This is a genomic window from Kribbella sp. NPDC023855 (assembly GCF_040639475.1).
Lineage (GTDB): Bacteria > Actinomycetota > Actinomycetes > Propionibacteriales > Kribbellaceae > Kribbella.
In genome coordinates this window covers 195,759-208,400 of record NZ_JBFAAA010000011.1, presented here as the reverse complement: position 1 = coordinate 208,400, position 12,642 = coordinate 195,759, and the positions used below count along the sequence as shown (strand labels likewise).

The 12,642-nt window shown below is 68.1% G+C and carries 14 protein-coding genes; 6 read left to right on the top strand and 8 right to left on the bottom strand.

The window, feature by feature from the left end:
• Window positions 1-104: 104 nt before the first annotated feature.
• Entirely contained in the window at window positions 105-1,079 is a 975-nt protein-coding gene (locus AB0F51_RS31250) for an MFS transporter (RefSeq protein WP_360285636.1), read from the top strand.
• Here AB0F51_RS31250 and AB0F51_RS31245 read toward each other — a convergent pair.
• Window positions 1,034-1,489 (bottom strand): GNAT family N-acetyltransferase, encoded by a 456-nt coding sequence (locus tag AB0F51_RS31245; protein ID WP_360285635.1) that lies wholly within the window; start codon window positions 1,487-1,489, stop codon window positions 1,034-1,036. The two genes, AB0F51_RS31250 and AB0F51_RS31245, sit on opposite strands and share 46 nt — an antisense overlap.
• Before the next feature lie 232 nt (window positions 1,490-1,721).
• On the opposite strand from AB0F51_RS31245, the gene AB0F51_RS31240 reads away from it, so the two are divergent.
• The gene (locus tag AB0F51_RS31240; protein WP_360285634.1) at window positions 1,722-2,429 is read left to right on the top strand and encodes a hypothetical protein; all 708 of its coding nucleotides are present in this window, start codon (window positions 1,722-1,724) and stop codon (window positions 2,427-2,429) included.
• Here AB0F51_RS31240 and AB0F51_RS31235 read toward each other — a convergent pair.
• The gene (locus tag AB0F51_RS31235; RefSeq protein WP_360285633.1) at window positions 2,426-3,085 is read right to left on the bottom strand and encodes a type 1 glutamine amidotransferase domain-containing protein; all 660 of its coding nucleotides are present in this window, start codon (window positions 3,083-3,085) and stop codon (window positions 2,426-2,428) included. The two genes, AB0F51_RS31240 and AB0F51_RS31235, sit on opposite strands and share 4 nt — an antisense overlap.
• 72 nt (window positions 3,086-3,157) lie before the next feature.
• Between AB0F51_RS31235 and AB0F51_RS31230 the strand changes: the two genes are divergently transcribed.
• Window positions 3,158-4,033, top strand: a complete 876-nt coding sequence (locus AB0F51_RS31230) for a LysR family transcriptional regulator (RefSeq protein ID WP_360285632.1) — start codon at window positions 3,158-3,160, stop codon at window positions 4,031-4,033.
• On the opposite strand, the gene AB0F51_RS31225 is transcribed toward AB0F51_RS31230, so the two are convergent.
• From AB0F51_RS31225 to AB0F51_RS31210, 4 genes are all read right to left on the bottom strand, one after another.
• On the bottom strand, window positions 4,030-4,986 hold the full coding sequence (locus tag AB0F51_RS31225; RefSeq protein WP_360285631.1) for a Ku protein: 957 nt from the start codon (window positions 4,984-4,986) through the stop codon (window positions 4,030-4,032). The two genes, AB0F51_RS31230 and AB0F51_RS31225, sit on opposite strands and share 4 nt — an antisense overlap.
• Window positions 4,987-5,090: 104 nt before the next feature.
• Complete coding sequence (locus tag AB0F51_RS31220; protein ID WP_360285629.1) at window positions 5,091-5,972, bottom strand: hypothetical protein; 882 nt, start codon at window positions 5,970-5,972, stop codon at window positions 5,091-5,093.
• 102 nt (window positions 5,973-6,074) lie between these two features.
• Complete coding sequence (locus AB0F51_RS31215) at window positions 6,075-6,248, bottom strand: CsbD family protein (protein ID WP_360285628.1); 174 nt, start codon at window positions 6,246-6,248, stop codon at window positions 6,075-6,077.
• A 54-nt stretch (window positions 6,249-6,302) separates the two neighbouring features.
• Window positions 6,303-7,091 (bottom strand): sigma-70 family RNA polymerase sigma factor, encoded by a 789-nt coding sequence (locus AB0F51_RS31210; protein ID WP_360285626.1) that lies wholly within the window; start codon window positions 7,089-7,091, stop codon window positions 6,303-6,305.
• A 282-nt stretch (window positions 7,092-7,373) separates the two neighbouring features.
• On the opposite strand from AB0F51_RS31210, the gene AB0F51_RS31205 reads away from it, so the two are divergent.
• The 3 genes from AB0F51_RS31205 (at window position 7,374) to AB0F51_RS31195 (ending at window position 9,480) form a co-directional block, all read left to right on the top strand.
• Entirely contained in the window at window positions 7,374-7,517 is a 144-nt protein-coding gene (locus tag AB0F51_RS31205) for a GPGG-motif small membrane protein (protein WP_360285625.1), read from the top strand.
• Window positions 7,518-7,702: 185 nt separating this feature from the next.
• Complete coding sequence (locus AB0F51_RS31200; protein ID WP_360285624.1) at window positions 7,703-8,410, top strand: NIPSNAP family protein; 708 nt, start codon at window positions 7,703-7,705, stop codon at window positions 8,408-8,410.
• Window positions 8,411-8,574: 164 nt separating this feature from the next.
• Entirely contained in the window at window positions 8,575-9,480 is a 906-nt protein-coding gene (locus AB0F51_RS31195; protein WP_360285623.1) for an RIO1 family regulatory kinase/ATPase, read from the top strand.
• A gap of 133 nt (window positions 9,481-9,613) precedes the next feature.
• Here the strand turns inward: AB0F51_RS31195 and AB0F51_RS31190 are convergent, their stop codons facing one another.
• Complete coding sequence (locus tag AB0F51_RS31190) at window positions 9,614-10,822, bottom strand: 3-hydroxybutyrate oligomer hydrolase family protein (protein ID WP_360285621.1); 1,209 nt, start codon at window positions 10,820-10,822, stop codon at window positions 9,614-9,616.
• A 99-nt stretch (window positions 10,823-10,921) separates the two neighbouring features.
• Window positions 10,922-12,577, bottom strand: coding sequence for an FAD-binding dehydrogenase (locus AB0F51_RS31185; RefSeq protein WP_360285619.1), 1,656 nt, complete (start codon window positions 12,575-12,577; stop codon window positions 10,922-10,924).
• Window positions 12,578-12,642 lie beyond the last annotated feature (65 nt).

Below are 12,642 nucleotides of genomic sequence, written 5' to 3'. Positions count from 1 at the left end.
ATCCTCACTCGCAACATGATCCGCGAAGAACGTCGAAACCACAGCGTCGACCACGGGTCGGGCGCGTTCGAGCTGTTCCCGGCCCGCCGGGGTCGGTCGGCGCGGTGTTGATCGGGGCCGGCGAGGCGTTCCTCATCCCGGCGTACACGGCGTTGGTGCCGAAGCTGCTGCCTGCGGACCAGTTGCTGGCAGCCAACGGCCTGGAAGGCACCCTGCGCCCACTGGCCCAGCAGGCAACCGGCCCAGCCCTCGGCGGCCTCGCGATCGCCGCGCTGTCACCCGGCGTGGCGATCCTGGTAGCAGCGCTGACCTACTTCTTCTCCGCCGCCTGCGTGATGGCCATGCATGTCCGCCCAGAAACCGCTGAGCAGTTGGAGGCTCCCGCTGAAGGTTCCTCGGGAGTGCGGGCGATCGTGGGGGATCTGCGCGAAGGGTGGGGGTATGTGCGGGCTACGCGGTGGCTGCTGGCTTCGCTGTTGTTCGGGACCTTCTACGTGTTGCTGATTCTTGGGCCGTTGGAGGTGTTGCTGCCGTTCGCAGTACGGGATCAGTTGGGTGGTGGTCCTGGTGACTTCGGGCTGGTGCTGGCGGCGTTCGGGATCGGCGGAGCGCTTGGTGCGTTGGCGATCTCGTCCCGGCGGCTGCCGCGGCGGTACCTGACGATCATGACGCTGATGTGGGGGATCGGGTCGGCGCCGATCCTGGTGCTCGGCTTCGCGACCGACCTGTGGGTGATGGCGGTCGGTGCCGCGGTCGTGGGTGCCACCGGATCCGCGGCGATGGTGATCTGGGGGACGCTGCTGCAACGGCGCGTTCCCGACCACCTGCGCGGCCGGATCGCCAGCCTGGACTTCTTCGTCTCCCTGCTGCTGATGCCGGTCTCGATGGCGCTGGCCGGGCCGGCCGGCAGCCTGTTCGGGGTGACCGCGGTCTTCATCGTCGCGGGCGTCGGGCCGGTACTGGTCAGCTTCGCGGTGATCTGGTTCGGCCGGATGCGTTCCGACGAGATCCTCAACCCGCTCGACCTCGCTTCTCAGCGGACCGAAGGTGCCTCGAACCGGATCAGCTCCGACGCCTGATCCCCGGCCCAGTCGATCGGCGTCCGGCCGGCCTCGCGCCAGCCGGACCTGCGGTAGAAGTCGACGGCGCCGTGGTGGTTGTCCACGACGTCGAGCGTGAGGCGCCGGCCGTGCTCCGCGGCGAACGCGATCGCGTGCTCCAGCAGGCGCCCGCCGAGCCCGCCGCGGGTCCGGCGAGGATCCACGAACAAGCGCTCGACCAGCGCGCCGTCGGCGCCTTCGCCGGTGACGATCAGATGGCCGGCGATCGCGCCGTCGATCGTCAGGACCCAAGTGCCGAGTGCGTCGGCCGGAGACAGCCAGCCGGCGGGGTCCGCCGGCCAGTTCACCGGATAGCCGGCCGACGCGTGGACCTCGGCGAGCAGCCGAACACAGTCATCAAGATCAGCTGCCGTGCGTTCTCGAACCACCGGACTCAACACCCCAGCAGCTTGCCACGCCACCCCGCACCCCAGCGACGCATTTCCCGTGGCCCTCTCCCCGCCCGGGCCGGGCCACCCGACCCGTGTCCCCGCCCGGAACCCCGTCGCCCTCTTCCCCACCCAGTCCGGAACGGATCGGGGCGGCGAGTCGTTGACAGTGCAGGTTGTTTCAGGGTTTGGTCGAGTGTTGTCTGCTCGGTGATGACGAGAGCCTGGCGAGATGCGCGTTCCCCTCTGGCTTCGGCGTACGGCGGTGGCCGCCGGCGCGGGGATCGGCACGGCCGGGTTGCTGGCCGGGGTGATGCTGCTCGGCCCGCTGGTCACGTCCATCCTGCTCGCCACGGTGTTCGGGTTGGTCTGGCCGTTGGCCGCCCTGGTCAGGTACCTCGCGGACGACGCCACCTACCCCTCGCCCGTGCTGGTTGCGTCCGGTACGGCGGGTGCAGTGCTCGCCCTGCCGGGGGTCGTCACGCTGATTGGCTGGGGTGCGCTCGGGGTCCTGGTCGCGTTGATCGCGGCGGTGGTCTTCGTCCTCGCCGACCTGGCCTTGCCGGACACCCGCCGCGAGAGGCGGCCGTGGCGCCGGCAGCGGGCCTCGCGCCGGGCGCGGTCCTCGCGCCCGCGGCGGGGCGGACCGGAGTACGGGGAACTGCCGGAGTCGAGCCGGGATGAGGAGCTGGAGGACGAGAAGCTGATCGCCTCGCTCCGGTGCCCGCTGTCGATCGAGGAGCTCTGCAAGGTCTGGGGTGAGACGGCCGACACGCTGGCGCACGGTGCCGGGACCCGGGATCGGCAGGCGGTCGCCGAGGTACGCCGGATCTGCCTGGACGAGTTCGAGCGGCGGAACCCCGAAGGCTTCCGCCGCTGGCTCGACGCCGGCGCCCCCGCAGACCCCGGCACCTACCTGCTGCCCTGCCCCGGCGACTAGCCCTTGAGTACTGCGGTCACCGCGGCTGCTGTACTGCGAGCGGAGGCCGGGTTCTGGCCGGTGACGAGGCGGCCGTCGGTGATGACCTGGTCGGTGAAGTCCGCGGCCGGGTGGTGGATGGCGCCGTGGGCGGTCAGCGCGTCGGCCAGCAGGTATGGGACGACCTCGGTGAGGCCGACCGCGTTCTCCTCGGAGTTGGTGAAGCCGGCAACGTTCTTGCCGTCGACCAGGTAGCTGCCGTCCGAGAGGCGGAGCTCGACCAGTCCGGCCGGTCCGTGGCAGACCGCCGCGACGACGCCGCCGTTCTCGTAGATCCCCGCGGCCAGCGAGGCCAGGGCCTTGTCGCCGGGGAAGTCCCACATCGCGCCGTGGCCGCCCGCGTAGAAGATCGCGTCGTAGTCGGTCGCCGTCAGGTCGGCGGCCGTCGGGGTGTTGTCGAGATCGGCCTCGGCGAAGAAGCGCTGCTGGTCCGGGTCGGACTCGTCGACGCCGTCGACCGGCGGCTTGCCACCGGCGACCGAGACGAGGTCGACGTCGAAACCGGCGTCCTTGAAAACGCTCCACGGCTCGGCGGCCTCGGAAGCGTAGAAGCCGGTACTCCGGCCGGTGTCGCCCAGCTCGGAGTGGCTGGTGAGGGCAATCAGTACGCGTGTCATGCGTTCCATCATGGCCGGGCGAACCATCGGAGACCAATAGGACTCCCTTGGTGAAGGCATAGGATTTCTGATGTGACGATTTCTCTCGACCTGCTGCGGACTTTCCTGGCCGTCCACCGGGCCGGTTCGATCACGGCGGGGGCGGAACAGCTGAGTTTGTCCCAGCCGACCGTGACCGCACACCTCAAGGCGCTGGAGTCCGCGGTCGGCCGGCCGCTGTTCGAGCGGCGGGCCCGCGGCGTACTGGCGACCGCGGCGGGGGACGAACTGGCCCGCCGGATCGCCGAGCCGATCGACACGCTGCGAGGGCTGGTTGTCGATGAGCTGGACGAGCCGGTCGCCGCGACCGTGCATCTCGGGGGCCCGGCCGATTTCATCAGTCATCAGGTGTTGCCGGCACTGGCGGGTCGGGTAGCCGACGGGCTTCAGTTGCGCACCCGCTTCGGCCTGCCGGACGAACTGCTCGACGGGCTCGCCGCACGTTCACTCGACGTGGTGATCAGCTCGGTCCGGCCGCGCCGACCCGGAGTACAGACGACGCCGCTCTATGACGAGACGTTCGCCCTGGTGGCCGCACCCCGCTGGTACTCCGGTACGCCGGTGAGCGGGCCGGAGCAGTTGCGAAACGTTCCCCTGGTGGCGTTTGCGGAGGAGGCGCCGATCCTGCGGCGGTACTGGCGCAGCGTGTTCGGAGTACGGCTGACCAGGAGCGTTGCGCTCGTCGTACCGGATCTGCGAGGAGTCCTGAATGCCGTGCTGGCCGGCGCCGGCGCAAGTGTTCTCCCGCTCTACCTCTGCGAGGAAGACATCCAAGCAGGCCGCCTACGCCTCCTAGCCACCCCCGAGCTCCCACCCCTGAACACCGGCTACCTAGCCATCCGCTCCGACGCCGGCCCCCGCTCCCCAGCCGCCCTCCTACGCACAATCCTGCTGGAAGCCCTCCGTTAAGCGGCCTTCTTCTTGGAGGCAGCCTTCTTGGCTGTCGTCTTCTTTGCGGTGGTTTTCTTGGCTGCGCTCTTTTTCGCGGTGGTCTTCTTGGCGGGTGACTTCTTGGCCGTCGTCGCCTTCTTGGCGGTCTTCTTCGCGGCTGCGGTCTTCTTGGCCGGGGTCTTGCCGGCGCGGCGGGCTCGGGCGGCTTCGACGCTGGCGCGCAAGGCGGAGACCAGGTCGGTGGTGGTGGTTGCCTCCGGCTCCTCCTCGTTGAAGACGATCTCCTTGCCCTTGCGTTTGTCCGCGACGAGCTTCTTCACCCGCTCGGTGTAGCTGTCCTTGTACTCGCCGGGCCGCCAGTCGCCGCTCATCGCCTCGACCAGGTCGACCGCCATCGACAACTGCTTGCCGCCGGACGACTTGCCCGGCAGGTCGCCGAGCTCCTTGGCCGGGTCGCGGATCTCGTCGGCGAAGAACATCGTCTCCAGCACGAGAACCTTGCCGTCGGCACGGATCGCCGCGAGATACTCCTTGCTGCGCATGACAAACGACGCGATCCCGGCCCGGTTGGTCTTCGCCAGCGCATCCCGCAACAACCCGTACGACGACGCGTTCTCGGCGTCCGTGGGGGCCAGGTAGTAGCTCTTCTGGAAGTGGATCGGGTCGATCTCGTCCAGATCGACGAACCGGGTGATCTCCAGCAGACGGGACCGGCCGGGCGCGATGTCGGCCAGCTCCTCCTGCTCGACGATCACGTACTCGCCGCCGCCGACGTCATGGCCCTTCACGATCTTGTCGTAGTCGACCTCGCGACCGGTGCGCTCGTTCACCCGCTTGTAGCGGACCCTGTCCGACGTACCGCGCTGGAACTGGTGGAAGTCGAGCTCGTGCTCCTCGGTCGCGGAGTACAGGCCGACCGGTACCGACACCAGGCCGAAGCTGATGTAGCCACTCCAGATCGCGCGCGCCATCGTCTGCGTCCCTTCTACGAGCCCGTAGTACGAACCGGTCGCGGCTCAGGTACCCAGTGAGTGCAACCGTCACGCGCAGTCGCCGTGGCTTGTCGCATCGGTGCTCAGAGCCGGTTGTACCGCTTGCGTGCTTCCCGGCTTTCCTTCTGTGCTGCGCGGGCCGCCTTGCGTGCCTCGTCGAGCTCTTCGCCGATGCGGTGCACGGCTTCCTGGGCTGCGACTAAGGCGTCGCGGGCATCGGTGAGCTGGGTGTCGAGATCGGCAACCGTCGCTTCGGCTGCCTCCGCCGCTGCGACCGCTTCCTCGAATTCCTTCTTGGCGGCGGCCTTCTCGGCGGCCTCGCGTTTCTCCTGCTCGCGCTCGGCCTTCTCGCGTTTCGCCTTGGCCGCGGGGGATTCGGTCTCTTCCGGTTCGGGCTCGGGCTTGGCAGCCTTGGCGCGGCGGCGGTCCTGTGCGCGCTGCCGGCGTTCGTCGGTCAGCGGGGTGACGTTCGAGGGTTCGCCGCTCTCGTCGACGACGCCGAAACCGACGTGGCGCAAGGCGCTGCTGAGCCGACCCTCCTGGACCGCGTCACCGGCGGCCGGGTCGACCAGCGCGGCGTCGAGCGTCTCGCGCAGTTTCTGCGCGACGTCGGCGCTGACCTTCTGTCCTTCGCGTTCGGCCAGCTCGGCCGCGGACTTGGCCAGTTGGTCGAGCAGCTTGTGGCGCTTGGGGGTCAGCGTGCGAAGGCGTTCCCCGTCGAGGTCGGCGGTCGCTTCGCGGAACTCGTCGCCCAGTGCCAGCAGGTCGTCGATCTCGTCGGGCAGTTCGCGCGCGACGAGATTCGTCAGCCAGGCGGCGACCGTCGGCTTCCGCAACGCCTTCAACCGCGTCGCACCCAGCTGATCGCCGGACGCCTTCAGTTCTTTGGCCAGCTCGTTCCGCCGCGCGATGAACTCCCCAGAAGGCGCCGCATACAACGCCCCCGCCGCCTCCTCGAAATCCATCCCCCGAAGCTACCGCAAACCTCTCAGAACAACGTCCGCCGCAGCGCTGGGCGCTGCGGCGGACTGCTGTTGACGGTGTTCTGGATGGAGACGGACTCCCCGTCAGTCCTTGAAGGCATCCTTCGCCTTTTCGCCCGCCTGCTTCAGGTCGGCCTTGGTCTTGTCCTTGCGGCCCTCGGCCTGCAGGTCCCGGTCGTCGGTCGCGTCGCCGGTCTTCTCCTTGACCTTGCCCTTGACCGCGTCAGCCGCGTTCTTGGCCTTGTCGTCGATACCCATCGGGTTCCACCTCCGTAGTACTGGACCCGATCCCGGTTCCCGGCCGGGCGGATCTCAACCGGTGGGTTTGGTCAGATCCTCACGGAGCCGGTCGAGGATTCCGCGGAGTAACCGCGAGACCTGCATCTGGCTCACGCCGAGCTCGTTGCCGATCTCCTCCTGCGTCAGCCCGCCACAGAACCGCAGTGCCAGGATTTTGCGGTCCCGATCATCGAGATCCGAGACGGCCGGTGCCAGAGTGTGGACGTTCTCAACCAGCTCGTACCCTTCCTCGGCGTCGGCGACCGTATCGACCAGTCGCGCACCGTTGTCGGGCGCTGCCGGCGCGTCAAGCGACAGAGCGGTGAAACAACCCCGGACCGAGGTCGCCTCAGCCACCTCCTCCGGATCGGTCCCGAGCGCCTCGGCGGTCTCCTTGTCGGTCGGCAGATGGCCGAGTTGCTGGGTCAGTTGCGGTTCGGCGGCCGCGATGGATCCCTGCATCTCCTGCACCCGGCGCGGCGGCCGGACGGTCCAGGCGCAGTCGCGGAAATAGCGTTTCAGCTCACCCCGGATCGTCGGTACGGCGTACGACAGGAAGGCCGTCGAGGCCTCGGGACGGTAACCGTTGGCGGCTTTGACCAGCCCCAGATAGGCGACCTGCTCCAGATCGTCCGCGTCCACTCCCTTGCGGCGGTAGCGGGAAGCGATCGAACGCGCGACCGGCGCGTTGAGAATGATCACCTCGTCGAGCAATTCCTGGCGTTGTGCTTCCGGGAGGCCGGCGGCCTGGGCGAGCAACTCCTCGGTGGATTCGGCAATCAACTGCTGCGAATCGGTACTACGGACAGGTGCGATCGTCACGGTGAGAGACCTCGTCGTGTCGTTCCTGCGGTAGTGGCGTCACGGCTGAACCACTCACCTCCACCAGATCAAACGCTGACGGCGCACGCAACCCCTCCCGTGTTACAGGCGTTTGAATTTGCCTCCGGAGCGCCGTCGCGAAGGCACCCCGTTTGCGGTCCGGGACGACGGGCACCAGAAGGGACGGCAAGAACGTCGGGGAGGGGTCACCGACGACTTTGTGCACGGGGTATAGCCGCCGGTGCCCGCAATCGGGTCCGGCTCGTCGAGAAAGGAACGACCATGCTCACGATCCTCTGGATCATCGCGGCGATCCTCGTCATTTCTGGAATCGTCTCGCTCGTCCGCGGTCAGCTGCTGATGGGCGCCGCACTGATCGTCGTCGGCCTGCTGGTAGGCCCGGGTGGCGTCAGCATCTTCAATTAGCCCGCCTGTAGTCGTCCGAGGACCCCGGCCCCTGGCCGGGGTCCTCGGCATGTCCGGCAAAAACTTCGCCGATGAAAGCTGACACTTGATGTCAGCTTTTCCGGGTTGACTGGAGGGCGCGGGTCAACCGCCGGACGAAAGGGAGTCGAGTGTTGGGTGACGGGCGACGGGCGGAGTGTTGTGCCGTGGTGGATCTGCGGCAGTACACCCTGCATCCCGGGCAGCGGGACGCGCTGATCGACGTCTTCGACCAGGAGTTGGTCGACGGGCAGGAACAGCAGGGCATGCACATCGTGGGACAGTTCCGCGATCTCGACGACCCCGACCGGTTCGTCTGGCTGCGGGGTTTCCCCGACCTGCCGGCCCGGGCGGCGGCCTTGAACGGCTTCTACTACGGCCCGGTCTGGAAGGAGCACGGCCCTGCTGCCAACGTGACGATGAAGGACTCCGACAACGCGCTGCTGCTGCGGCCGATCGAGCTCGGTGATCGCTATCCGGCTCTCGACGCCCACCGGCCGCCGGTCGGTGCCACCGAGATCCCGTCGTCGGTGGTGGCCGGAGCGGTCTATCACCGCGCCTCGCTCGACGACGGTTTCACCGAGTTCTTCACCGACCAGGTCGCGCCGGCACTGGCCGGGACCGGCGCCGGACTCGCGGCCGTCTTCGAGACACTCGTTGCCGAGAACAACTTCCCGCCCCTGCCGTTGCGGGACGAGGTCGTGCTGGCCTGGTTCGCCGTCTTCCCCAGCGATTCGGCGTACGCCGAACATCGCCGCCAGGTGGACGCTTCGCCGACCTGGCAGAACAAGCTCTTGCCCGAGATCGTCTGCCGATCGGTCGCGCCACCGCAGCAGTTGCGCCTCCGCCCGACGGCTCGTTCCCAGTTCCGCTGAGTGGGCGGATTTAATTCGGTTGCGGTGTGGTCGCGCGGACTGCATCCTGATCAGGATCGTGCAGCTGAGTGTGCTGCCTGAACTAAGGAGGGCTGAACGGATGTCCATCACTGTGCTGCGGCATGTCCGCATCAGCCTCTCTTCTTCCTTCAGGAGCACATCCGATGTCTTCCGACGTCTTCCGTACCGATCCATCGTTCTTCTCTGATCTTTCCGACACCCCCAGCGAACCTGAGATCGCCGACGCGTTCGTCTTCAACTTCAGCGAAGTCGAAGAGGAACTCGGCGCCGGTCAGCGCTGGTCCACCTGGCTGGATGTCGAGCGCGGTTCTCGCGGCCCGGAGCCCCGACCCGACTGGGTCGTGACGGAACAGGCCGCGATCGACACCGAGCTCGGCATCCTCAAAACCGGTAAGGAAGCCGATGTCTTCCTGCTCGAGCGAGCAGTGGAGCAGATCGGCGACAACCCGGGCCGGCGGTCGCTGCTGGCCGCCAAGCGGTACCGCTCCGAGGAGCACCGCTCGTTCCACCGCAGTACGTCGTACGTCGAAGGCCGGCGGACGCGCAACAGCCGGGACAGCCGCGCGATGGCGAAGAAAACCTCGCACGGGCGAAGTGTCGCGGCCGGGCAATGGGCCTACGCGGAGTGGGACGCACTCTGCCGGCTCTGGAAGGCCGGTGTCCCTGTTCCGTACCCGGTCCAGGTCGACGGCACCGAGCTGCTGATGGAGTTCATCGACGACGGTGACGGCGGTGCGGCGCCGCGGTTGGCGCAGGTCCGGCCCAAGGGGGAGTTGCTCGACGCGTACTTCGAACAGCTCCGGGACGGGATGCGCGAGTTGGCCAGGGCGGGGTTGGCCCACGGAGACCTGTCGCCGTACAACGTGCTGGCCCAAGGCGAGCGGATCGTGATGATCGATCTCCCGCAGGTGGTCGACATCGTCGGCAACCCGAAGGGGATGGAGTTTCTCCTCCGCGACTGTCACAACATGTGCACGTGGTTCACCAGCCGCGGCCTGGAGGTCGACGAACAAGAACTCTTCGCCGACCTCCTGACCATGGTGTTCTAGTGCCCTGCGTCCGCAGTTCTTTGGCGCTTGCGGCGCCCAGGCACGCACCTCGCGGCAGCGGAGAAACGGCCACGATGGAAAAGCATCGAGGCCGCTCCTCCGCCACCGCGATGCACGCACCTGAACACCGCAATCACTCAAACAACTGCGGACGCAGGGCACTACCGGTGATCCCCTTCTGCAGCAGGGGAACCAGCGGGACCAGCCGGTCGGGGTAGGCGTCGACGAGACCGTCGACATGGTTGCCTGCCTCGACCCGCTGGTACGTGAACAACCGCGCCCTGCCCGCCTGCCGCACCAGCCCGGCGTACACGTCGGAGTCCTTGCTGATCGGCAGCAGGCTGTCGAGCGTGCCATGCAGGGTGAGGAGCGGTCGCCCGATCCGGCCGGTCAGGGCGATCCGCCGGACGGCCTGCTGCGCGGCGGGGCGGGACGCGTAGTCGTAGTCAGCTTCGCTGCCGGTGTACGTCGGGTCGAGCTCGGCCGCGTAGATCCGCTGGGTCAGCTTCCAGTAGACCGCGTAGTGGTAGTCCCAGAGGAAGTCCGAACGCGGATCGAAGCCTGCGGCAACAATTGCCGAGGGCGACTGGTGCTGATAGCCCTTGATTGCTGGGGGCAAGAAGCTGAGCAGGTTCGGCCCATTGGCAGTCCACAATGTGCCTTCGAGATCGACGCCGCGGGTGTAGAGCTCGGGATGGTTCTCCAGTTGCCAGCGCACCAGATAGCCACCGTTGGAGATCCCCGCCGCCACCACTTCGCGAGGGGCGCGACCGTAGCGTTGGGCAACGACCGTCCGCGCCGCCCGGGTCAGTTGCGTCATCCGAACGTTCCACTCCACGATCGCGTCGCCGGGTCGCACGCCGTCGGTGAAGAAGTTGACGCCCGTGTTGCCCTTGTCGGTCGCCGCGAACGCGTACCCCTTCGCCAGCACCCAGTCCGAGATCGCCTTGTCGTTCGCGTACTGCGCCCGCACGCCCGGCGACCCCGCGACCACGAGCCCGCCGTTCCACTTGTCGGGCAGCCTGATCACGTACTGCGCATCGTGGTTCCACCCGTGATTCGTGTTCGTCCGCGAACTGTCCGGGAAGTACCCGTCAACCTGTACGCCGGGCACTCCCGACTGCTGCGGCAACCCCACCTGCGTCAGCCCCGCGTAGTCCGCCGGATTGGTATGCCCCGACGCCACCGTCCCCGCAGTCGTCAGCTCATCCAGACAGGCAACAACCTGGTACTCCGCCCCCGGGACCCGCAGCTGCGGGCACCCATGGGCTTCGGCGGGCAAGGTGAGACCACCAGCTACGGCAACGGACAGAGCGGCAACGGACAGGGCGAGGCGGCGCATGACAGGTCCTCCCAGGGTCGGCTGCGCGCAACGCTAGGAGTCCGACCGAGGGACAGACAGAGGGTCAGGCCACACAAGAAGGCCTGCCCGGATGGGCCGTCAGGACACAGCCTTGGCCGCGGCGCGACCCGCAGTACGGCCGGTGAACAGGCAGCCGCCGACGAAGGTGCCTTCGAGCGAGCGGTAGCCGTGGATGCCGCCGCCACCGAAGCCCGCTACCTCGCCGGCCGCGTAGACGCCGGGCAACGGGGTGCCGTCGGCGCGGAGTACGCGGGATTCGAGGTCGGTCTGCAGGCCGCCGAGGGACTTGCGGGTGAGGATGTTGAGCTTGACCGCGATGAGTGGTCCGGCCTTCGGGTCGAGGATCTTGTGCGGCGGGGCGACCCGGATCAGCTTGTCACCGCGGTAGTTGCGGGCCCCGCGCAGCGCGGTGATCTGGAGGTCCTTGGTGAAGGTGTTGTCCATCTCCCGGTCGCGGGCGACGATCTGCCGTTCGAGGGTCGTGTAGTCGATCAGGTCGGTGCCGGTCACCTCGTTCATGCCGCGGACCAGATCGGCCAGGTTGTCCCGGACCACGAAGTCGGCGCCCTTGTCCATGAAGGCCTGCACCGGGACGGTCGCGCCACCGCGGGCCCGGCCGAGAACACCGCGGATGTCCTTGCCGGTCAGGTCCGGGTTCTGCTCCTGCCCGGACAGCGCGAACTCCTTCTCGATGATCTTCTGGGTGAGCACGAACCAGCTGTAGTCGTAGCCGGTCTTCATGATGTGCTCGAGCGTGCCGAGGGTGTCGAAACCGGGGAACAGCGGGACCGGCAGGCGCTTGCCGGTGGCGTCGAACCACAGCGACGACGGACCGGGCAGGATCCGGATGCCGTGCATCGGCCAGATCGGGTCCCAGTTGCGGATGCCCTCGGTGTAGTGCCACATCCGGTCGCGGTTCACGTACCGGCCGCCGGCCGCCTCGGTGATGCCGAGCATCCGGCCGTCCACGTGCGCCGGTACGCCGGAGATCATCTCCTTCGGGGGCTTGCCGAGTCGGGCCGGCCACGAGGCGCGGACCAGGTCGTGGTTGCCGCCGATACCGCCCGAGGTGACGATCACCGCCTGCGCGGTCAGCGCGAAGTCCTCGACCTCGACCCGCGAGCTCGGGGCTCCGCGCTCGACGTCGCTGCGCTCCAGCACCTTGCCGGACACTCCGTCGACAACTCCGCCGGTCATGGTCAGCTCGTCCACCCGGTGCCGGAAGCGGAACTCCACCAGCCCTCTGGCGACCGCCTCGCGGACGCGCTGCTCGAACGGCGCGACCAGACCGGGCCCAGTGCCCCAGGTGATGTGGAACCGCGGAACCGAGTTGCCGTGGCCGTCGGCGTTGTAGCCGCCACGCTCGGCCCAGCCGACGACCGGGAAGAACCGGACACCCTGGTCGTGCAGCCAGCGGCGCTTCTCGCCGGAGGCCCAGTCGATGTAGGACTCGGCCCACTGCCGGGCCCAGTGGTCCTCGTCGTCCAGCCGGTCGAAACCGGCCGAGCCGAGCCAGTCCTGCAACGCGAGGTCGCGGGAGTCCTTGATGCCCATCCGCCGCTGTTCGGGTGAGTCCACGAACATCAGCCCACCGAACGACCAGAACGCCTGCCCGCCGAGGGAGGCCTCCGGTTCCTGGTCGAGCAGCAGCACCTTCTTGCCCGCGTCGGCCAGTTCGGCGGTGGCGGTCAGTCCGGCCAGGCCGGCGCCCACCACGATCACATCTGCGTCCATCGGTCCCCATCCCCTCGCGTCGATCGTCCATGTATAGCCGACCGTGCGCTCCGGACGATTGACCA

What these genes read in the sequence shown, in the direction of transcription:
- AB0F51_RS31195 (WP_360285623.1), top strand. Translation starts at nt 8,575, where the DNA reads ATGTCTTCCGACGTCTTCCGTACCGATCCATCGTTCTTCTCTGATCTT.
- AB0F51_RS31235 (WP_360285633.1), bottom strand. Translation starts at nt 3,085, where the DNA reads ATGACACGCGTACTGATTGCCCTCACCAGCCACTCCGAGCTGGGCGAC.
- AB0F51_RS31205 (WP_360285625.1), top strand. Translation starts at nt 7,374, where the DNA reads ATGCTCACGATCCTCTGGATCATCGCGGCGATCCTCGTCATTTCTGGA.
- AB0F51_RS31185 (WP_360285619.1), bottom strand. Translation starts at nt 12,577, where the DNA reads ATGGACGCAGATGTGATCGTGGTGGGCGCCGGCCTGGCCGGACTGACC.
- AB0F51_RS31225 (WP_360285631.1), bottom strand. Translation starts at nt 4,986, where the DNA reads ATGGCGCGCGCGATCTGGAGTGGCTACATCAGCTTCGGCCTGGTGTCG.
- AB0F51_RS31240 (WP_360285634.1), top strand. Translation starts at nt 1,722, where the DNA reads ATGCGCGTTCCCCTCTGGCTTCGGCGTACGGCGGTGGCCGCCGGCGCG.
- AB0F51_RS31215 (WP_360285628.1), bottom strand. Translation starts at nt 6,248, where the DNA reads ATGGGTATCGACGACAAGGCCAAGAACGCGGCTGACGCGGTCAAGGGC.
- AB0F51_RS31190 (WP_360285621.1), bottom strand. Translation starts at nt 10,822, where the DNA reads ATGCGCCGCCTCGCCCTGTCCGTTGCCGCTCTGTCCGTTGCCGTAGCT.
- AB0F51_RS31220 (WP_360285629.1), bottom strand. Translation starts at nt 5,972, where the DNA reads ATGGATTTCGAGGAGGCGGCGGGGGCGTTGTATGCGGCGCCTTCTGGG.